Here is a 21,001-nt window from a genome sequence, read left to right on the forward strand (position 1 = left end):
TATATAATGCAGACACTCCCTGGAGAAATGAAATGAAAATTATCAAAACAACTATATTGGTATACACCTTGATACTGATTTTTGGCTTAGCAGATGCTGTGGCCAGTGATCAAGCCAACAAAGGACAAGGCGGTACCGGTTTCACCATCAACCATATACGAAACTTCAGCACCGATCAAAACACCCTCATTAAAGAAGATGGCGTGATCAATCCGGTGATTGAAGGCCAAGGAGGTACAGGTTTCAAGGTCAGGTATCGAGTGGGTAATGATGTCACACCAGACGTCACCGGCGGAACCCTCACTGAAATTGATTTTATCAATACCCACAAAGGGCCCATTACCTCTTTGGATCCTTTCAGAATATTCAATGTTGATGCATTGACCACGGCTGACACTTTTTATGATGACAACTTGGTTTTTGATGACATTGTGGTGGGTGATGAGCTTAAATTAAGTGGCTTTGTTGACACCAACTCAACGTTGTTGGTCAGTCGAGTTGAAGCGGTAGACACCCCATTGACTGAGTGGAAATTGTCTGGCTATGTCTCAGACTTAAATGCCACCCAATTCAATATACAAAATCAGTTGGTGCTGATCGGTGGTGTTGTTCCTGAAGCCTGTGGCACAGGTCTGGCTAATGGTGACTTTGTTGAAATTGAAGCCACCCCAGACATGTCATTTACTGCTGGCTCTCCATTGAGCACGGTCACTCAAATTGAATGTAACCCTGAAGGGGTGGGTACCGATCCTGGTAATTTCATACCTGTGGCATTGGAAGGCATAGTTGACTTTGAAGACATAGAAGCGAACAATTTCTTTTCCATAGCCGGACAACAGATCAATGTCAGTGTTTCCACCGTTTACCTGAATGGCGAAGTCGATGACGTCGTGGTAGGTGCCAAGGTTGAAGTTGAGGGTCAGATGGATACCACCACATCAATGATTGATGCCTTCAAAGTTAAATTCAATGAAGTGCGGTTTAAGTTTGAAGAACCGGTTATTCCAGCTGATGTCAATCCGGGCGTTTCGATTCAATTATTTGGACAAGATATTCTGAGCACACCACAATTGCGCGATGAAGACAACATCATGGGATCTGGATTAATCGGTCCGACACAAGTTGAAGTCAGAGGTTATACCGACAGTGAAGGTCAGTTGTATGCGACCAGGGTCAGAGAACGTGGTAATCCGGATGCCAACGACGTCAGTGCTGACGGCCAAATTACCGCTATCAATGAGCCAATGATGGAAGTTCAAGGTGTTATGGTTGATACCAGCAGCAGTTCATTCTTTGACATCAATGGCGCACCGATCACTTCTGCTGAGTTTTTTGCATCAATTGCTGTTGGTACAGAAGTGGAAGTGGAAGCAGCGGTGCTTGATGAAATGACCAACATCATATCTGGTGGTTTAATTTCGATTGACGAGGCAGATGATGTCAACCGACCTGCCAAAATATTGGGCACGACAGAGGGCCTTGGAATTGGCACGGTTACCAGCAAAGCCGATGTGATATTTGTCGATTCTTTTGAATAAGGCTTAACGCCTGCTTAGCCAAGCCAAGTGATTTCACTTGGCTTTTTTTTGCCTTATTCTACCGTTACAGATTTGGCCAAATTTCGTGGCTGATCAACATCGGTGCCTCGCAAGACGGCGACATGATAAGACAACAATTGCAGGGGCACATTAAATACGATGGGTGAGGTGAATGTGCCGCTGGCTTCCATTTCAATCAAGTGATTGACCCGATCTTTTAAGCCGTGCTGACTTTTGTGGTCAACAAAAACATACAATTCGCCACCCCGGGCGCGGACTTCTTCAATATTCGATTCGAGTTTTTCCAACAATTCGTCATTTGGACAAACGGCAATCACTGGCATTTTTTCATCGACCAAAGCCAATGGTCCGTGTTTGAGTTCACCGGCAGGATAACCTTCGGCGTGGATGTAGGAGATTTCTTTGAGTTTCAAAGCACCTTCTAAGGCAACTGGGTAATGCACGCCACGGCCTAAAAATAAGGCATTGTCACGGCGCACGATTTGTTCTGCAATGACTTTAATCTGATCGTTCAATAACAAGGATTGGTTGATGATACCAGGCAAGGTTCGCAATTGTTTGGCCAGGTTACTGCGAATGGCTTCATCGACATTTTTTATTTCAGCCAACTTTAAGGTCAACAAAGCCAAAACGGCCAATTGAGTGGTCAGCGCTTTGGTAGATGCAACGCCAATTTCAGGTCCTGCATGGGTCAAAAAGCAAACATCGGTTTCGCGGTCCAAACTGGAATTGGCAACATTACAGACAGCAAATGTCGATAAATACCCTGCCGTCTTGGCAAAGCGCAAGGCTGCCAACGAATCTGCTGTTTCACCTGATTGTGAAATGGTCAAAAATAAGGTGTTTTTCGGCACCACAGGTTTGCGGTATCGGTATTCACTGGCTATTTCAACTTGAGTGGGAATTTGGGTGATGGCTTCCAGCCAATAACGCGCCACCATGCCAGCATGGAAGGACGTACCACAGGCTATGATGTGGATGTTTTCGACTTGTTCTAAAATAGCGGCGGTGGCTTGGTCGATGAAATACTTAGAAATCTTGTCATTGTAAAGTCGATCTGCAATGGTGTTGGCAACCGCGGTGGGTTGTTCATGGATTTCCTTGAGCATGTAATGGGCATAACCGTCTTTGGTCAAGGCGTCCGATGACATGGTTACCGTCTTTAATTCACGTTCTACTGCAGCGCCACTTTGGTCAAACAACAAACATTCATCTTGGGTGATTTCGACCACATCGCCATCTTCTAAATAATAAAACTGATTGGTTTCATTGATCAATGCTTGTACATCAGAAGCCACATAGTTTTCATTTTCACCCAAGCCCACAATCAGCGGACTGCCTTTGCGTGCGGCAATGATTCTGTTGGGGTCAGACATACAAGTGATGGCCACCGCATAAGCCCCTTCTAATTCACCAATGGCTTGATGACAAGCGGCTGAAAAACTCTTGCCTTGTGCTTGGTAGTGGTGCACCAAATGAACCAATGTTTCGGTGTCGGTCTCAGATTTGAATACATAGCCTGCTGCCAATAATTTCTCACGCAAGGGTCGGTAATTTTCGATGATGCCATTATGCACCACGGCAATCGCGTTGTTGGAATCATGTGGGTGGGCATTGGCTGAAGTCGGTTCCCCATGAGTGGCCCAGCGGGTGTGACCGATGCCTACATGGCCCGTCACTGGATTGGCCTTTAATTCAGCTTTTAAATTGGACAGTTTACCGGCTTGTTTGCGGATGGCGATGTGATCTCCAGCCACGATTGCAATGCCCGCAGAATCATACCCACGGTATTCTAAAGTTTGTAAGCCATGAACAATGATGTCAACCACGTTCCTATGGGCGCTGACTGCGACGATTCCACACATGTTATTTTTTTTCCGGTTTTTGCCAATTTTTAACAGACCGTTGTCTGTTTCTGGATAAAGTTAATTGATCATCTGGTGCATCTTTGCTTATGGTTGAGCCTGCGCCAATGGTGGCGTTCTTGCCAATCACCACGGGTGCAATTAATTGACTGTCTGAACCGATGAATGCACCGTCTTTGATTTCAGTGGTGAATTTATTGACTCCATCGTAATTACAAGTAATGGTTCCAGCACCAATGTTGACGTCTTGACCAATAAGGGCGTCACCCAAATAGCTTAAATGACTGGCTTTGCTGTTTGGACCTAGTTGGGTTTTTTTGGTTTCAACAAAATTACCAATCTTACAGCCAGCTGCGATATTTGTTCCTGGTCTTAAACGAGCGAAGGGGCCAATTTGACAAGCACCAGTGGTGACCACCTGGTCCAACATGGAATGCGGTTCAATGACTGTTCCTGAGGCCAATTGACAATTTTTTACCACTGAATAAGCGCCAATATGGACGTCATTGCCAAGTTCATTGTGACCCTCGAAAATCACGCCTTTGTCTATCACCACGTCTTGACCACAAATTAATTGGCCACGAATATCAACAGAACCAGGTTGGATTAAACGCACGCCATTGCTCATCAGTTGATGCCTGCTGCGTTGTTGCATGATTGCTTCTAATTCAGCCAATTGGACCATGTCATTGGCCCCTTTTACCGCATCAGCTTGAGCCAGTTGTACCGCTTTGAATGGAGCACCGTCAGCAGCAGCCAAGCCGATGACATCGGTTAAATAGTATTCTTGTTGTTGGTTGTTATTTGATAGTTGATAGAGCCACGATTTGAGTTTCAAAGCTGGTGCTTGAATGATGCCAGAATTGATTTCTTGGATGGCCAATTGGCCTCTGTTGGCATCCTTTTGCTCCACAATGGCCTCAATGGACTCACCTGATCTGATGATTCTGCCGTAACCTGTGGGGTCTTTTAGACTGGCAGTGAGGACAAATTGTTGTCCTTGCAATCCTGCCAAGTCATCGGTTTGCACCAAAGGGGCATCGCCATACAATACCAAAATATCTTCATCATCATTAAAAAATTCAACGGCTTGTTGAACCGCATGGCCTGTGCCCAGTTGTTGCTTTTGTTCAGCCCAATTGATGTTGAGGTCCTGACAATGTTGAATCAACTGCTCACCTTGGTGACCAAAAACCATTGTAATTTGTGCAGGATTTAAGGAATGCGCCAGTTGCAATACATGATCAATCATGGCCACGCCTGCCACTTGATGCAACACTTTAAGCTTGTTTGAGCGCATGCGGGAGCCCGCACCAGCTGCTAAGATCACCACATGTAATGGTTTGTTCATGGCAGCATCCCTTGGTGTGGATGGTGTTTTAGTGGTTCGAATGAATTCAATGGCGCCTGTCAAATCGGTTGAAAGCAGTTATTATAATTCATCTCGAGCTTAAGCCAAAATATTAGCTGGTTTTGATGGATTCAAATCAATCAAGCACACTTAATTCGTTCAACTTCTGTTTCTGTATTCAAGCAATACAATTTCTGTGAGGTCCTTGTTTTGGTTTTCCTGATGGCGTTGGAAAACCCTTTTCTTGGACATTGAGTCAAGCCTTTCAAAATAGAGGTAGGTACTTGGCATATTTAATTTGATGTAGGCTGCCAGCTTGGCTTCGGAATCAAAAACAAGTTTTTCTGCTTGGGCATTGAACAAATCATTGTCATAAACCACTTCAGCTGCAACTGAAAACGACATGCAGATAATGAATACCCAAGGGGTTATTTTTTTCATCTCAAATCCTCATTAAATAAACGCCTTTTAATCATGAGCCAAGGCATTAGAGTAAAAAATCTAATTCGGTCAGATTGTGGTTTTGTTCAGCATTCAAAGGATTAAATGTTTTTCTGAGCTTGACAATCTTGCAGCTGTGATTATACTGTGCATATACAATATACACAGATGATTATTCTATGGACCCTTATTTAGTTTTATCGCAAAAAGATGGTAGACCCATGTATTTACAAATCATGGAGCAAATCAAAAGCTTGGTGGCTCAAGGTGAATGGCATGCCGGCGAAAAAGTCCCATCCATCAGAGAATTGGCGGTTGCTTCCAAGGTCAGTGTGATTACGGTCAAGCGGGCCTATCAAGAATTAGAGCGAGAAGGGGTGTTGTTAACACAGCCTGGTGTGGGATCGTTTGTGGCAAAGAATGATGAATTAGGAGATCAAATTATGAAACAAGAAATCGACAAGCATTTATCCAAAGCGTGGGCACAGGCCAAGTCATTTGGTTTGTCATTGGACGAATTGATGGCACGCTTGAAAATATTGGCAACGAATAATAAAGGAGTCAAGGATGAGTGATTTTGCCTTTCAAATGCACCAAGTGGCCAAACAATACCCGCACTTCCAATTACAAAACATTGATTTACAGCTACCTAATGGCGGCATCATGGGTTTGATTGGACCCAACGGTGCGGGTAAATCAACCCTTATAAGGATATTGATGGGTTTAATCGCCGCCGACAAGGGCACCACAGAGGTGCTGGGTCACAACATGCCAAATCACCAAGCTTTGGCTAAGGTCAACATTGGCTTTGTATCTGAAGACATGCGACTGTATAAAAATGCCACACTTCAATGGCACATGGATTTCATCCAAAGAATTTATCCTGAGCAATGGAACCAAAAATATGCAGTTAGTTTGTTATCTAAATTTGATCTCATCAGTGAACAAAAAATCAAAGGCATGTCCCACGGTCAAAGGGTCAAGTCGAGTATCTTGTTGATGCTTGCACGCCAACCCAAGCTGCTGATATTTGATGAGCCGACCACTGGCTTAGATCCGGTGGCCAGGAAAGAAGTGCTCAATGAGATGATGGTGGTGCTAAACGATGAGGATCGCAGTATTTTGTTTTCGTCGCACAATACCCAGGATGTTGAACAATTGTCAGATCAAATCACATTCATAGATCGGGGTGAAATTGTCAGCAGTGATGACAAGGAGTCTTTCATAGAAAACTGGCGCAGAATCCGCTTACATGCAGATTCACCATTGACCATATCAGTCGACCAGCACGTCAAAGAAGTGATTAACCAAGGACGCAACACCACCTTAATCATGCATCAATTCAATGAGTCCATGTTGCGTCAATGGACCCAACAAGGGGCCGTGGTCAAAGGGGTTGAATACATGAGTTTAGAAGAAATATTTGTGGCTGAAGTAGAAGCCAAAAGATCAGGAGTAGCAGCATGAGTCGTATCACCAAAACATTGATCTTAAAAGACATAAAATTAAACTTGTCCCCGATAATTCTTTATTTACTACTTGGAATATTCAGTTTATGGTTGTTGACCTCGTCGCAATTGGGCGTGTTTAACACGGGTGCTGTCATATTAATTTCGATGGTTATCATCTCCGGTATACACATGATCACAACCACCGTAACCACAGAACGCAATGATCAAGTATTGCCCTTTGTCATGAGTTTACCGATCTCATTTGTACAATATACCCATGCAAAAATCTGTGCCAATTTTGCAGTGTTTCTGTCATTTTGGCTGATTCTATTGGTTGGATTGATGTGGGTTATTTTTGGCCAACCACAAGTACCGGATGGCATGGCCATTTTCACGCTGATTTTGATGTTAGAAATGTTGGTCATGTTCACCTTGTTGTTGTCTGTTGCTTTGGTTTCAGAGTCACAAAACATCACTGTTGTGGTGATGTCCATCACCAATATTGGCCTGTCCCTCTTTATGTTTTGGTTGTCTGGATTTGAGGCCATCAACAGCTTTATGCAGACAGAACAGGTGGTTTGGAACAGCACAGCGATTACGTTTGTGGCTGTCGAGTTGTTGTTGGTAGTTGTTCTGTTGGCACTCACCTATTTGATTCAGGCCAGAAAGAAAGATTTTATTTAAATATCCGGGAGATCTCATGAATGTTGATTCCAACCAAAAACGTTATCATTATATGGATAATTTACGGGCATTGGCGATGCTGGCAGGTGTCGTATTTCATGCCAGTTTGGCTTACAGTCCCATGCTGCATTTTTTTTGGTTATCGGCAGATAAACAGTCAGCTGCATCGATTGATGTGATGGCTTGGTTCAGCCATTTATTCAGAATGCCATTATTTTTTTTGATCGCTGGTTTTTTTGCCATGTTGTTGATTGAAAAAAGAGGTGTTTTGGCCATGGTGGGTAACCGTGCCATGCGAGTATTGGTTCCACTGACCATTTTCTTGCCACTGGTGCTGTTGTCAATTGGGGCTGGTATCAATTGGGCAGGCACTCATGTTGAGAACCCGTCTCCTGCATTGGCCTTCATCTATCAAATGATGCAGTCAAAAACAGGCGGAACGCAGCCTATCAATTTAGCCCATTTGTGGTTTTTATACTATTTGTGCTTTATGTATGTGATTTTGGTGTTGCTGAATCAAATCAAGTTTTTTCATGTCCAATGGTTACAACGGGTGTTAAAACCATGGGTATTGATGGTTGTTTTCCCTTTGCTGCTGGTTCCGGTGTTTTATTCAATCCCTGCCCCCCATCCTGCACCAGAAGGTTTGATGCCGTTGTTATGGCCTTTCGGGTTTTATGGTTTGTTTTTTCTGGTGGGTGCACTGCTGTTTAAACAACAAACTTTGATTGATCAACTCGATAAATATTTTTATCCACTGTTGGGTGCTGGGCTGAGCAGTTATGTTTATTTTGTTTATCGAATGCCTGCTGCTGATGGCAATTTGTTAATGGCCATAGCGGAAAGCATAACAGCCGTTGCTATGACTTGGGTGTGCATGATTGCTGGCAAACGATGGTTGAATCAGCCCAGTAAATCATTTCGGTATATAGCGGATTCCTCTTATTGGATTTACCTGATTCATATGCCCGTGTTGTTTATGATTCAATACGTGTTGTTAGATCAAGATTGGAATCTATGGTTTGAATTGGCGTTATCTGTTTTAGTGACCATGATCATTGGCTTACTGACATATGCGCTGTTTGTCAGGTGGTCACCCATTGGTTGGTTGCTGAATGGTAAACGCTGATATATGAGTTTGATAAGACATCATGACTGCACACGCAATTTACCCCAAGGCCCTTTAATGGCAATCGTCATACCAGGGTCCTTATGGATATTAGCAAACAAAGTGTTACCATCAGGAGAAAAGCATGCGCCAGCCCATTCGGCTTGGCTGTTTGCAGCTATGTGATAAATTTGCCCTTCAGCAGTTAAACCAACCAAACATTTTTGCTCCAACGAGTTGTCTTCACAAATGATTAAATCACCCCAGGCATTGACCGTAATGTTGTCTGGCTTTTCTAATATGCCATCTTCTTTGGCCTCATAAATCAGTTCGATTATGCCTTCATTATTTTCTTGGTTGGCTGTGTATTTAAAAATTTGGCCCTTATTATGGGAACCGCCAGCAGTACAAACGAAATATACACCATCTTGATGAGCAACCAACCCCTCACCCCTCATAAAAACCGCAGCCCCTTTGGCTTTCCCTTGCTTCCTGACATTGTTTTCCTCGGGGTCCGGTTCATCAATGGCAACCCACTCACAAGGGTATTTTTGGTGTAACGTTAAAGGGTTTTCAGTTGTATGCGTGATCCCAGCATCTTTAAACTTCAACGCTTGTAACTCGCCACCTTTTACAAGGTCGGTTTTGTCAGTAGGTATGAATTGATAAAAACAACCATTCATGTGGTCCTCAGTTTGATAGACATTTCCACTGAACGGGTCAAATGCAACAGCCTCATGCTTGAAACGTCCCATGGCTTTTAGGGGCTGCGCTTTTTGTAGCGGTTTGAGTGGGTCAACTTCAAAATTATAGCCATGGCGTTTACCCATAAACCAGGTGTCACCAAACATGGCGGGGCTGGCTTCCTCGCAACTGATCCAAGTGTTCCATGGAGTTTTGCCGCCAGAACAGTTCACAATGGTACCGGTTAAACTTAAATAATGTTTGATAAGGTTTAAATCTTGATCCAACCAAATGGTAACAGTACCTCCACTGGCTTTCGGGTCATACGCATATTCAGGCTCAGGTGACTCAGGATCATTGAATAAATACCCAGCAATTTCGTGGTTCCTGACTAAAATGATTTCGTCATTCGGTCCAGAGAAGCAACCCATTCCATCATGGTAGTCTGGCACCATATGTCCATCTGTCATGACTTCATCATAAGCCGATATGACTTTATAACTGAATCCTGCCGGTAAGTCACAAACACCATTGGGATCTCTAATTAACTGGCTGATTGGTCGAGGTTTAGCTTCCGAGGAACAAGCGGATAACTGCATCAAAGTGGCGCTTAATGTAACTGCGCTGCCAACTTTAACAGATTGTTTCAGGAACTTTCTTCGATTGACTGGTTCAAGCATATGAAAAACTGACGATGAGAATATTAATTATCATAATTCAAGTGAGTTGATCATTGATGTGTATAAAGTCATCTTTAGGTAATATCGAGCACAAACATTAATCTTAAATCATTCAACAGCTAAGGATGCTATGCTTTGTGCCACTCCAAACCACCATTGAGTTTCTGCAATCGGCGCAGTACCAAAAATAAAAGCAGTAATGATGATTGAACCCCACAAAGAAACCACGTGGAAATGACCCAAAACAATCCGGTCCCAGAACACAAAATAAGCCATGATGCCGATGTGAGTCAAAGCACCTAACAATCCAGCCAATTCAAGCACGCCCATATAATTCATATACAAACGTGCAAAGGCCGCTTCTAAGATCGCGAAACTGCCTAAAAAAATCAATCTTTTATGCCAGCTGCGATCTTTAATCAGCATAGCCAGAATAAAACAAACAGTGAATACCAGCAATGTAACCAACCTGAAAAAAGGCACTTGCACAGCATGGACCCACTCGTTTAATTTGAAGTAATGCTGCATAAATTTGACTTGAACCATGAAGCCGGTATAAACCAAGCCGATGACGACCAGAACAGCCAACAGTCCGAGGATTTGATGGTATGCAAACCGCTTAAGACTGATTAATAATGGCTGAACCATCAACAGCAACAACCACAGAAAGACAAAGCTTGCATGCCAATGGATGAGGCTGACCGGGCTGTTGAATGAGCCTTGTATGACTGGCTTAAAAAAGCTGGGCCAAAAAGCCAGCAATGCCAGCAACAGCATTGCAAGACCCCAAAAGAAGAAACCGCATTGGGTTTTTTTATCAATCAAAGGTGAACAAAGCGTTTTGACAAGCGTTTGGGTAGGGACGCGCGCATGATCATAATGGGTGTTTATCGAGCCAAGTCGATTTTAACAGTCCATAGACTTCACTGTCGGTAATCACCCCATCAATTAACCAGCGTTGTTTCAGGAAGCCCTCCAAACTGAATCCCATGTTTTTTAACAAAGCAGCAGACGCCGCATTGGCTGGGTCGATGTCAGCTTCGAGTCGGCGCAAATTCAAGTCGGAAAAACAAAATGAAATAAAAGCCGAAATCGCTTCAGTCATCAGCCCCTTTTGCCAGTGTGAACGGGACAACACGTAACCAATTTCTGCTCTGGCGGAATCCTGATGAATATTAAATAAACTGATTTGGCCGATCATGTTTTGCTGTACTTTTGATTCTACAACCAATGACAAGGCAGCGTTGTTTTGATTGGCTTGGACATTGCGCAAAACTTTTTTCTTGGCTTGTGCCCTGTCTTGCATCGGAGGGTCGCTCCAAAATTTCATGGTTTGGACATCGGAAAAAATAGCAAAGACCTGATCAAGGTCATGCAATCCGATGGGCCTCAACTTCAATCGGTCGGTTTCTATGTGTATTGAATTAAACATCATCCTTATCAATCAAAAAGTGCAAAACAACGGCCAATAACAGACATAAAATACCCAATATATCCACCATGGTCACTTTCATCAATGCATCATTGACTTCACCGACTGACCAAACCAAGAACAAAAAACCAACCATTGAAATGCCAGTCATCACCAAGGCAGCAGTTCTTAACTGGGGTTTAAACAAGGCACAGAAAACAAAACCACCCATTATGCCAAACAACAAAGCACGATGCCGCATCAGGACTTCCAATTCATTGTTGTTTATGACAACACCATAAGCTTGGGACAGTTGGGCTGTCGAAAGCAAGCCAATCAGTGGCAGAAAATTAATCAGACCAATGACAAAAAGCAGCGACAAATAAATTTTAAGTTTCATGACCCTTCCTTGTACTTACTCACTTCGGCCACTTGTAAACTGACTTGTTTGGAATGTTCATCTAACCACTGTGTGGCCACTTCAGTAAAACCAAACCGTTGATGAAAAATTTGTGAGGCTGTGTTCAATGGTTTGATGTTGTATTCACAAGCAATGAGTTCAATGCCGACTGTTTTGGCAGTGGTAAATAAATCCTGGTACAGCAAGCTGCCAATTTTTTTGCCGGTCATGGCAGCATCTACGACAATGCGATCGACATAGTAAAATGAGGGGAAATGCTGGTTAAACCAACGGTAATTCGGGCTTTGATACGCTTGACCTGCAGACAATACCAATAAAAAGGCCACCACTTGATCTTGGTGGATGACCACCTTGTGATAATCAGACCAGGCATGGAGGTTTTGTAGGTGAGGTAAATCCATTTCGCTGGTCGCTTTGATGGCGGCCAGGTTGAGCGCAAGGATGCGCTGAAAGTCATGAGGCTTGGCGGGACGAATTTTACAGTCATTCATCCATTGATTTTAACTGGCTTCAAGGATTAATTAAAGCCATAAAAAAAGCCGGCACATGGCCGGCTTTTCAATTCTTATGCTGAAGTGAACTCTTATTGAGGCACTACATTGTTAGCACAAGGACCTTTTTGGCCTTGGCCAACTTCGAATTCAACGGCTTGACCGTCATTCAATGTAGCGAAACCGCCGCCACTTTGAATTTCTGAATGATGAACAAATAAATCTTTACCACCGTCTTCTGGTGTAATAAATCCGAAACCTTTGTCCGCGTTGAACCACTTTACTGTACCTTTACTCATAATATAAATCTTCTAAATGTTTGGTGAATAATAAATTAATCCTACAATCGAATTCACCGTTTCGATGTAAGAACTTCATGTTAATTCAGGGCAATTTCACAAAAAAATGATTTTATGTAGAAAATGTAGTTTTGAACAGATGAAGCCACTGACTTCATGTTTGATTAGAATGTCTTGGAGCAAATATTCTCAACCCGTTTCAACAAAAACTGAATTTTGTATCAACGCCTGATTTGAGTGCATTATAGGGCATGAACCTGAAAATTATCTGAATAATATCAATTATTATGCCTGTTTTTGCTCTAAAACCACTAAAAAACAACAAATTATGGGGTTTTCCTTAATTTATTTTTTGAAATCATTGATCCAGATACAAATCTCGCATCAGCTCTTTTGACGCTGGATCAAACAAATAAACATCAAAATCAGTCACTCCTTTACTGCGCAAGACTGATTCGTCAATCAAAGTTTGGCCTGAATAAGACAAGTCATCGGTTTGGATAATCGCCAACGCAGCCTCTGCCATGATCAATGGAGTGCGTGATTTTTTCATTAGATTGGCATCCAATGCATATTGAACGGCAGCAGTTGCAATGGCCGTTTGTGGCCAGAGGGTTGATGCTGAAATGCCATCAACACGTAATTCTTCGGCCAGCCCCAGTGTCAATAAGGTCATGCCATACTTGGATAAAGTGTAGGGAATAAATGGTTTAAGCCAATGCTTGGCCATATTCATCGGTGGCGATAAGGTGATGATGTGTGCATTTTGACTGTTTTTTAAATATGGAATGGCTGCTTTACTACACACCAAGGTACCACGGGTGTTGATCGAATGGATCAAATCAAATTTTTTAACATCGGTGTCTTGTAAAGGGGTGAGTGCAATGGCACTGGCGTTATTGATCAAAACATCAATCCCACCAAAAGCTTCAACCGTTTGTTCCATGGCCGCTTGGACCTTGTCTTCATTCCGCACATCCAGTTGTAAGGCCAGTGCTTTGCCGCCTAAGGCCTCCACTTCAGCAGCCACTGTGTGAATGGTGCCAGGTAATTTGGGGTGCGGATCAGAAGATTTGGCAGCAATGACGACATTGGCACCTTGTTTGGCACACGTCAATGCCATCTCTCGACCGATACCTCTGGAAGAACCTGTAATGAAAATGGTTTGATTGCTTAAGCTCAATGTATTGGTCCTGTGAAATGATTGCAACATTTTGACATGAACAAGCTCCTGAAACAATGCTGCAGAGTTCAGGGCGCAGACTCAGACGCCAATAACATTTGTTTAATAGGCTTTTTACACCATGGTATGAATCATTGGCTCACAGTGTGTACAATGAGTAATGAAAGACAAAAGTCTTTATTCAATACTATCTGTGAGGTACCTATGCAAAAAGAATTTTGGTTTGATGTTTGGCAAAACAATGAACTTGGCTTTGACCAAAAGGCCGTTAATCCTTTGTTAGTCAGTCACATCAAATCCTTGAATTTAGCAACGGGTGACACCGTTTTTGTGCCCTTGTGTGGTAAATCAATAGACATGATTTGGTTGCTTAAACAAGGATACAAAGTGGTCGGCGTTGAATTGAGCGAGGCGGCCATAGAACAGTTTTTTGCAACGCTTGAAGTCAAAGCCGAGATTTGGAATGACCGATCATTCAAACGTTACTCTGCTTATAACATTGAAATCTTGGTCGGCGATTATTTTCAATTGAGTGATGACATTGTTGGGCCGATAGATGCCATTTATGACCGCGCATCCTTGGTGGCGCTTCCTCATGACATGCGGCTTGCGTACTGTAGACACTTGATGGAAGTTTGTGACTTGGCACCACAGTTGTTGATTACCTTCGATTATGACCAAGGGTTACAGGAAGGCCCGCCATTCTCGATCAGCCAGAATGAGGTCATACAACATTATGACGCGCATTATCAAGTGACCTTGTTGGACAGTGTGGATGTGAAAGGCGGCTTAAAAGGTGGCTGTCAAGCTGATGAGCAGGTTTGGTTGTTGCTGTAAACAGGATAGAAGACCATCCTGAGTACAGTGATCATATTCAATCAGCCCATGATGTTGGGAGATTCTACGAGCCTCACAGAATCCCCCCAAATGGACTGATTATTTTTTCTTCGGTAGATACAAATCAGTGATGGTGCCTTCATAGGCTTCGGCACTCATGGCCACGGATTCAGCCAAGGTGGGATGGGGGTGAATGGTCAGCCCAATGTCAGCCGCTTCACAACCCATTTCAATCGCCAAACACAACTCACTGATTAACTCACCTGCATTGGTACCTACGATCCCAGCGCCGAGGATGCGATTGGTTTCAGGATCAAACAATAACTTGGTAAAACCTTCTGTGCGGTCATTGCCGATGGCACGGCCACTGGCTGCCCATGGAAACTTACCGATTTCATAAGCCAAGTCCTGCTCTTTGGCCTCCAATTCTGTCAAGCCCACCCACGCCACTTCTGGATCGGTGTAAGCCACCGAAGGAATCACCAACGCATCAAAATACACTTTCTGGCCGTGCGCCACTTCAGCAGCGACTTTGGCTTCATGGGTGGCTTTGTGTGCCAGCATCGGTTGACCGACGATGTCGCCAATGGCAAAAATGTGATCTACATTGGTGCGCATTTGTTTATCAACCTCAATGAAACCACGGTCAGTGACTTCAACGCCGGCTTTTTCCGCATCCAATAATTTGCCATTGGGTATGCGACCTACGGCCACCAAAACACGGTCATAAGTGACTTTTTCTGCACCATCAAATTCAACTTCCAGTCCCGTTTTATTGGCCACACAAGCAGTGACTTTGGATTTGAGTTTGATTTCTTTGTATTGTTTTTTGATGTGTTGCATCAACGGCTTGACCAAATCCTTGTCAGCACCTGGAATGATTTGATCCATCATTTCTACGATGGTGATTTCAGTGCCAAGGGCTGAGTAAACCGTGGCCATTTCCAAGCCAATGATACCGCCACCGATGATCAACATAGACTTGGGTATGTCTTGCATTTCCAAAGCGTCGGTTGAATCCATCAAGCGATCATCTTCCCAAGGCATGCCGGGTAATTTGAACACTTGAGAACCAGCTGCAATGATGCATTGCTTGAAGGTCAGTGTTTCGCCATCAATGGTGACGGTGTGGGCGTCGATAAATTTGGCTTCGCCGGTTTTGCGATTGACTTTTCTTTGCTTGGCCATTTGGCCCAAGCCGCCAGTGAGCTTTTGTACCACGGATTGTTTAAAGCCCAATAATTTTTCACGATCGATTTCAGGCTTGCTGAAAGTCACACCATGTGAAGCCATGTGCTCGGTTTCACGAATGACTGCCGCCGTATGTAACAAAGCTTTGGATGGGATACAACCCACGTTCAAACAGACACCGCCTAAAGAATCGTAGCGTTCAACCAAAGTCACATCCATGCCCAAATCAGCCGCACGAAATGCCGCGGTGTAGCCACCTGGTCCAGCGCCAATCACCAATAATTCAGTGTCATAATCGCCCTCCTTTACCTCGGCTTGTTTCACCACAGGTTGCGCTTTTGGGGTTGGTTCATCTTTGATTTTTTGGTTTTCCGTTGCTTTGGGTTCAGTTTCATCAGCGACTTCCATGGTGCCGATCACCTGACCAATTGAAACTTGGTCCCCTTCACTGACTGTCATGGATTTAATCACGCCACTTTGTGGACTGGGGATTTCCATGGTCGCTTTATCACTTTCTAAAGTAACTAATGACTGGTCTTTATCAACGTTGTCACCGGCTTTAACCAAGACTTCAATCACTGGAACGTTGTCAAAGTCGCCTATTTCTGGAATTTTAATGTCTGTTATTTTACTCATTGTTATCTCTTGTTTTCTAAGAGCCGTCCCAAAGGGGAACGCCCAAGGTGGTGGCCAATAATTCGGCGTCATCGATAACAGCTTCATGTTTGCCGTGATCAATGACATTGATTCTGCTGGCGTCTGCTAACACCAGATTGATTTCATAACTGTAGTAGGAACCATTTTTACTGCTTATGCGTTCACGCAATACTTGAATGGCTTTGACTTCACTGAGGTGGGTCAGTGCATGCTGGTTGTTTGAATCCATGCTGAGCTTATGGTCTGGTTTTTTTCGACCTTTAAAGTAACAGCCATAAAAAGTGTCAAAAACCCGTGGTGTGGTCATGTAGTAAAACAAAAAGAACCCAACAGCTAAAAACACACCGCCAAACAACAGGGCAAACAACACCAACCCCCATTCCTTTTGGCCTTCATGGAAAAAAATAAGCGCTGGGATGAGCATGCCGATGATTCCAAAAAAGACAAAGGCCGCTGAAAATAAATAAGCACCCTTGCTGGCTTTAAAAACCAGAAAATCTGGGTTACTGCTGTCCAAGCGATGGGTTTGAAAATTAGCCCCTCCGCCCTTCAGCGGGTGCCAATCTGTTTGTTGAGCCAATGGGTGATTGAACACGGCGGGCTCTACACTTTGCACCGCCCTTTGTTGTGCTTGTTCCACCCATTTTTTTAACTTTTCAAACATCAGTCGGCTGCTTAATTTACAACAACATTTTCTTCATATCGGCCAGGATGCTGGATAAGTACACGATAAAGCGTGCGGCATCAGCACCATCAATGACACGATGGTCATAACTCAAAGACAGTGGCAACATCAGTTTGGGTTCGAATTCTTTGCCGTTCCAAACTGGTTTGATGTTAGATCTGGAGACGCCCAATATGGCCACTTCAGGCGCATTGATGATGGGTGTGAATGCAGTCCCTCCGATGCCACCCAAGGAGGAAATTGAAATACAGCCACCTTGCATGTCACTGGGAGATAATTTACCGTCTCTGGCTTTGAGCGAAATGTCGCGCATTTCTTTGGCAATTTCAAACACTTCTTTTTTATCACAATCTCGGATGACCGGAACCACCAAGCCATTGGGGGTGTCCACCGCAATACCAATGTGAAAGTATTTTTTGTAGATCAGGTTTTCACCATCCACATCCAATGAGCTGTTGAATTTTGGAAATTTCTTCAAGGCTTTGGCCATGGCTTTCACAATAAAGGCCAGTGGTGTTAGGCTGAATCCTTGCGCTTTGGCGTCGGCTTTATTGGCTTGTCTGAAGTCTTCAAGTTCGGTGATGTCAGATTCATCGTATTGCGTCACATGTGGGATGCGTACCCAATTGCGATGCAAGTATTTGCCAGAAATTTTCTGGATGCGGTTCAAGGGCTGACTGTCCACTTCGCCAAATTGGGTGAAATCAACGGCGGGGAATGGTGGTACATCAAAACCTGCGGTAACCACCGTTTGGCCACCCGTCTGCATGGCTGTTTTGATGTGATTCTTAACATCATCTTGGGTGATTCGGCCTTTCCGGCCCGTTCCTATCACTTGAGAAATGTCTGCACCGAGCTCGCGTGCAAACTTGCGCACTGACGGAGAAGCGTGTGCCAATTTACCACTGGGCTGCTTGGGAATTTCAACCGGCACTGGCGGTGGCTTAGGTGCCGCCTTCGCTGGTTTTTCTGCTGACGATTGCTCCGCGGCCGCTTGCTTGGGTGTTTCTTTGGCCGGTTCAGCTTCCTCTTTGGCAGCTTCTTTCGGCGCTTCAGCAGGCTTGTTATCATTGCTTGATGAGGTTTTGATTTTGATCATCGGTGAACCTTCTGAAACAAAATCGCCTTCTTTGACCAAAATTGCTTCAATGACGCCACCTTCAGGGGTCGGGACTTCAATCGTGGCTTTTTCAGATTCTAAGGAAATGATGGCATCTTCAGCACTGACTTCGTCACCCACTTGGACCAACACTTCAATCACTTCGACTTCTGCGAAGTCACCAATATCAGGTATGTTTATTTGTTTGCTTTCACTCACAATCTATTCCTCATCTGTTTCGTGGGTCAGCGACCGCATCATCAATGTTATAGGTTTTTTTGGCTTTGCCTATGGCAGTTTTTGGTAAGTCGCCGGATTTAACCAATTCCACTACGGTGGTATAAGCAATGTGGTTGCGATCCACTTCAAAGAAATTACGCAACTGTTCTCTGGTGTCACTGCGGCCAAAGCCATCGGTACCTAAAGTGGTGTAGCTGTTGCTGACCCATGGTCTGATTTGCTCTGCAAAATCATGGGTGTAATCGGTTGCAGCAATCACTGGACCGGGTTGTTTGCTGAGGCATTGTTCAACATAACTGAGTTTGGCTTTCTTGTCAGCATGTAAGCGGTTTTGTCTGGCTACGGCCTGTGCTTCGCGTTTCAACTCTGTCAAAGAAGTGGCACTCCAAATGTCACAACTGACTTTGAAATCTTTGGCCAACAACTCGGCAGCGGCTTCCACTTCGCGCAAGATGGTGCCTGATCCCAGCAGCTGTGCTTTGATCTTGGCTTTGCCGCCATCTTTCAGTAAGTACATGCCTTTGATGATGCCTTCTTCTTGGCCTTTAACCATTTCAGGATGGGGGTAGTTTTCATTCATCAAGGTCAGGTAATAATACACATCTTCGTTGTTGCCATACATCCGTTCCAAACCATTTTGAATGATCACTGCCACTTCATGGGCATAAGTTGGGTCATAAGATATGCAGTTAGGTACGGTCGATGCAATCAAATGTGATTGACCATCTTGGTGTTGCAAGCCTTCGCCATTCAAGGTGGTGCGACCAGCTGTTCCACCCAACAAAAACCCTTTGGCACGCATGTCACCAGCTGCCCAACATAAATCGCCAATGCGTTGATGTCCAAACATGGAGTAATAAATGTAGAAGGGAATCATCGGCACATTGTAATTGGCGTAAGAAGTTGCTGCGGCAATCCACGAAGACATGGCACCCGCCTCGGTGATGCCTTCTTGTAAAATTTGACCGTCAGCTGATTCTTTGTAGAACATCAATTGATCTGAATCTTCTGGTTCATATTGTTGCCCTTGGTGGGAATAAATGCCTAATTGGCGGAACATGCCTTCCATACCAAAGGTTCTGCCTTCATCGCACAATATTGGCACAATGCGCTGTTTAATGGCTTTGTCACGTAACAACAATGACAACACCCGCACAAAAGCCATGGTGGTTGAAATTTCTCTTTCGCCGGTGCCTTTGGTGATGCTTTCAAACGCCGACAAAGCAGGCACATCTAAAGATTGTTCTTTGACCACCCTGCGAGGCAAGTACCCACCGAGCTCTTCTCGGCGTTGTTGCAGGTATTTCATTTCTGCAGAGTCTTCGGCGGGTTTGTAATAAGGGACTTCTTCCAGTTGATCGTCTTTGATCGGTACATGAAACTTGTCTCTGAATTGACGAATGGATTCGGTGTCCATTTTTTTCTGTTGATGGGTGGTGTTGGCTGCTTGTCCAGAATGGCCCATGCCATAACCTTTAACCGTTTTGGCCAGAATTACCGTTGGTAGTCCTTCGGTCTCGTTGGCTTCTGCATATGCCGCATACATTTTATGTGGGTCATGGCCACCACGATTCAAACGCCAGATGTCATCATCGGTCATGTTTGCAACCATGGCTTTTAATTCAGGGTATTTACCAAAGAAATGTTCACGCACATAGGCGCCATCTTTTGATTTGTAGTTTTGATAATCGCCGTCAACCGCTTCTTCCATGCGTTTGCGCAATAAGCCGTCTTTGTCTTTGGCCAGTAATTTATCCCAGTAAGAGCCCCAAATGACTTTGATTGCATTCCAACCGGCACCACGGAACACACCTTCTAATTCTTGTATGATTTTGCCATTACCACGAACCGGTCCATCCAAGCGTTGTAGGTTACAGTTAATCACAAACACCAAGTTATCCAATTTTTCGCGCCCAGCCAAAGAAATGGCACCCAATGATTCAGGCTCATCGGTTTCACCATCACCCAGAAAACAATAGACTTTTTTATCGGTTTTTTCAATCAAGCCGCGGTTCTGCAGGTATTTCATGAATCGTGCTTGGTAAATGGCTTGAATCGGCCCCAATCCCATCGAAACGGTAGCAAACTGCCAGAAATCTGGCATCAACCAAGGGTGGGGGTATGAAGACAGTCCATCGCCATCCACTTCACGACGGAAATTATCCATTTGTTGTTCATTGATGCGACCTTCTAAATAGGCCCTGGCATAAAAACCAGGTGCACAGTGACCCTGTACATACAACAAGTCGCCACCTGAAGGGTGGTCTGAACCTCTGAAAAAATGATTAAAACCCACATCATAGATGGTGGCGGCCGAAGCAAAAGAAGCAATGTGTCCGCCCAATGCACCAGGTCTGCGATTGGCCCTGACCACCATGGCCATGGCATTCCAACGTATGATGGCACGAATGCGCCATTCCAGGTCATTGTTACCAGGAGATTTTTTCTCTTCACCCAATGGAATGGTGTTGAGGTAAGCAGTGGTGGCTTGGTAAGGCAAATGACCACCTGAGCGTCGATTCAAATCAATCAATTGTTCAATCAAGTAATGGGCCCGTTCAGGACCTTCTTCATTGATCACTGCGGTTAAGGCATCAAGCCATTCTTGTGTTTCTGTTGGATCCAAATCAGGTGTGGTTTTGATGTTTGTCATAGCATTCTTTG

20 protein-coding genes are annotated in these 21,001 nt (G+C 44.2%); 6 read left to right on the top strand and 14 right to left on the bottom strand.

Annotated elements, in window-relative coordinates; all coding sequences use genetic code 11:
- Positions 1 to 32: 32 nt before the first annotated feature.
- Positions 33 to 1,538, top strand: a complete 1,506-nt coding sequence (locus tag CCS90_RS01785; protein WP_099017791.1) for a DUF5666 domain-containing protein — start codon at positions 33 to 35, stop codon at positions 1,536 to 1,538.
- Between the two features lie 53 nt (positions 1,539 to 1,591).
- On the opposite strand, the gene glmS is transcribed toward CCS90_RS01785, so the two are convergent.
- The 3 genes from glmS to CCS90_RS01800 form a co-directional block, all read right to left on the bottom strand.
- Positions 1,592 to 3,424, bottom strand: a complete 1,833-nt coding sequence (glmS, locus tag CCS90_RS01790; RefSeq protein ID WP_099017792.1) for a glutamine--fructose-6-phosphate transaminase (isomerizing) — start codon at positions 3,422 to 3,424, stop codon at positions 1,592 to 1,594.
- 1 nt (position 3,425) lies between these two features.
- The gene (glmU, locus tag CCS90_RS01795; RefSeq protein ID WP_099018710.1) at positions 3,426 to 4,775 is read right to left on the bottom strand and encodes a bifunctional UDP-N-acetylglucosamine diphosphorylase/glucosamine-1-phosphate N-acetyltransferase GlmU; all 1,350 of its coding nucleotides are present in this window, start codon (positions 4,773 to 4,775) and stop codon (positions 3,426 to 3,428) included.
- A 159-nt stretch (positions 4,776 to 4,934) separates the two neighbouring features.
- Positions 4,935 to 5,216 (bottom strand): hypothetical protein, encoded by a 282-nt coding sequence (locus tag CCS90_RS01800; protein WP_099017793.1) that lies wholly within the window; start codon positions 5,214 to 5,216, stop codon positions 4,935 to 4,937.
- A gap of 179 nt (positions 5,217 to 5,395) precedes the next feature.
- Here CCS90_RS01800 and CCS90_RS01805 point away from each other — a divergent pair, with 179 nt between their 5' ends.
- The 4 genes from CCS90_RS01805 to CCS90_RS01820 are packed head-to-tail and all read left to right on the top strand — an operon-like array spanning position 5,396 to position 8,480.
- Positions 5,396 to 5,791: a GntR family transcriptional regulator gene (locus CCS90_RS01805; protein WP_099017794.1), complete on the top strand. Its 396-nt coding sequence runs from the start codon at positions 5,396 to 5,398 to the stop codon at positions 5,789 to 5,791.
- Complete coding sequence (locus tag CCS90_RS01810) at positions 5,784 to 6,683, top strand: ABC transporter ATP-binding protein (protein WP_099017795.1); 900 nt, start codon at positions 5,784 to 5,786, stop codon at positions 6,681 to 6,683. Before CCS90_RS01805 ends, CCS90_RS01810 begins: the two co-directional genes overlap by 8 nt.
- Complete coding sequence (locus tag CCS90_RS01815; protein ID WP_099017796.1) at positions 6,680 to 7,351, top strand: ABC-2 transporter permease; 672 nt, start codon at positions 6,680 to 6,682, stop codon at positions 7,349 to 7,351. The genes CCS90_RS01810 and CCS90_RS01815 overlap by 4 nt, the downstream gene beginning before the upstream one ends.
- 16 nt (positions 7,352 to 7,367) lie before the next feature.
- Positions 7,368 to 8,480 (top strand): acyltransferase family protein, encoded by a 1,113-nt coding sequence (locus tag CCS90_RS01820; protein ID WP_099017797.1) that lies wholly within the window; start codon positions 7,368 to 7,370, stop codon positions 8,478 to 8,480.
- A 20-nt stretch (positions 8,481 to 8,500) separates the two neighbouring features.
- Here CCS90_RS01820 and CCS90_RS01825 read toward each other — a convergent pair whose 3' ends face one another.
- The 7 genes from CCS90_RS01825 to CCS90_RS01855 all read right to left on the bottom strand — a co-directional run bounded on the left by CCS90_RS01825 (position 8,501) and on the right by CCS90_RS01855 (position 13,628).
- On the bottom strand, positions 8,501 to 9,823 hold the full coding sequence (locus CCS90_RS01825; RefSeq protein WP_099017798.1) for an alkaline phosphatase PhoX: 1,323 nt from the start codon (positions 9,821 to 9,823) through the stop codon (positions 8,501 to 8,503).
- A gap of 108 nt (positions 9,824 to 9,931) precedes the next feature.
- Positions 9,932 to 10,600, bottom strand: coding sequence for a hypothetical protein (locus tag CCS90_RS01830; RefSeq protein WP_099017799.1), 669 nt, complete (start codon positions 10,598 to 10,600; stop codon positions 9,932 to 9,934).
- 97 nt (positions 10,601 to 10,697) lie between these two features.
- The gene (locus CCS90_RS01835) at positions 10,698 to 11,255 is read right to left on the bottom strand and encodes a GNAT family N-acetyltransferase (protein WP_162846729.1); all 558 of its coding nucleotides are present in this window, start codon (positions 11,253 to 11,255) and stop codon (positions 10,698 to 10,700) included.
- Positions 11,248 to 11,634, bottom strand: a complete 387-nt coding sequence (locus CCS90_RS01840; protein WP_099017801.1) for a phosphopantetheine adenylyltransferase — start codon at positions 11,632 to 11,634, stop codon at positions 11,248 to 11,250. Before CCS90_RS01840 ends, CCS90_RS01835 begins: the two co-directional genes overlap by 8 nt.
- Positions 11,631 to 12,146, bottom strand: coding sequence for a GNAT family N-acetyltransferase (locus tag CCS90_RS01845; RefSeq protein ID WP_099017802.1), 516 nt, complete (start codon positions 12,144 to 12,146; stop codon positions 11,631 to 11,633). Before CCS90_RS01845 ends, CCS90_RS01840 begins: the two co-directional genes overlap by 4 nt.
- A gap of 92 nt (positions 12,147 to 12,238) precedes the next feature.
- Complete coding sequence (locus CCS90_RS01850; protein ID WP_099017803.1) at positions 12,239 to 12,445, bottom strand: cold-shock protein; 207 nt, start codon at positions 12,443 to 12,445, stop codon at positions 12,239 to 12,241.
- Between the two features lie 358 nt (positions 12,446 to 12,803).
- Positions 12,804 to 13,628 (bottom strand): SDR family oxidoreductase, encoded by an 825-nt coding sequence (locus tag CCS90_RS01855; protein ID WP_099018711.1) that lies wholly within the window; start codon positions 13,626 to 13,628, stop codon positions 12,804 to 12,806.
- A 204-nt stretch (positions 13,629 to 13,832) separates the two neighbouring features.
- Here CCS90_RS01855 and tmpT point away from each other — a divergent pair, with 204 nt between their 5' ends.
- Positions 13,833 to 14,465 (top strand): thiopurine S-methyltransferase, encoded by a 633-nt coding sequence (tmpT, locus tag CCS90_RS01860; protein ID WP_099017804.1) that lies wholly within the window; start codon positions 13,833 to 13,835, stop codon positions 14,463 to 14,465.
- 99 nt (positions 14,466 to 14,564) lie between these two features.
- Here the strand turns inward: tmpT and lpdA are convergent, their stop codons facing one another.
- The 4 genes from lpdA to aceE are packed head-to-tail and all read right to left on the bottom strand — an operon-like array spanning position 14,565 to position 20,990.
- Positions 14,565 to 16,292, bottom strand: a complete 1,728-nt coding sequence (lpdA, locus tag CCS90_RS01865) for a dihydrolipoyl dehydrogenase (RefSeq protein WP_099017805.1) — start codon at positions 16,290 to 16,292, stop codon at positions 14,565 to 14,567.
- 16 nt (positions 16,293 to 16,308) lie between these two features.
- On the bottom strand, positions 16,309 to 16,977 hold the full coding sequence (locus CCS90_RS01870; RefSeq protein ID WP_099017806.1) for a hypothetical protein: 669 nt from the start codon (positions 16,975 to 16,977) through the stop codon (positions 16,309 to 16,311).
- Between the two features lie 16 nt (positions 16,978 to 16,993).
- Positions 16,994 to 18,316, bottom strand: coding sequence for a dihydrolipoyllysine-residue acetyltransferase (gene aceF, locus CCS90_RS01875; RefSeq protein ID WP_099017807.1), 1,323 nt, complete (start codon positions 18,314 to 18,316; stop codon positions 16,994 to 16,996).
- 10 nt (positions 18,317 to 18,326) lie between these two features.
- On the bottom strand, positions 18,327 to 20,990 hold the full coding sequence (aceE, locus tag CCS90_RS01880; RefSeq protein WP_099017808.1) for a pyruvate dehydrogenase (acetyl-transferring), homodimeric type: 2,664 nt from the start codon (positions 20,988 to 20,990) through the stop codon (positions 18,327 to 18,329).
- Between the last annotated feature and the right edge of the window lie 11 nt (positions 20,991 to 21,001).

The sequence above is a fragment of the Marinicella litoralis genome (assembly GCF_002591915.1).
Lineage (GTDB): Bacteria > Pseudomonadota > Gammaproteobacteria > Xanthomonadales > Marinicellaceae > Marinicella > Marinicella litoralis.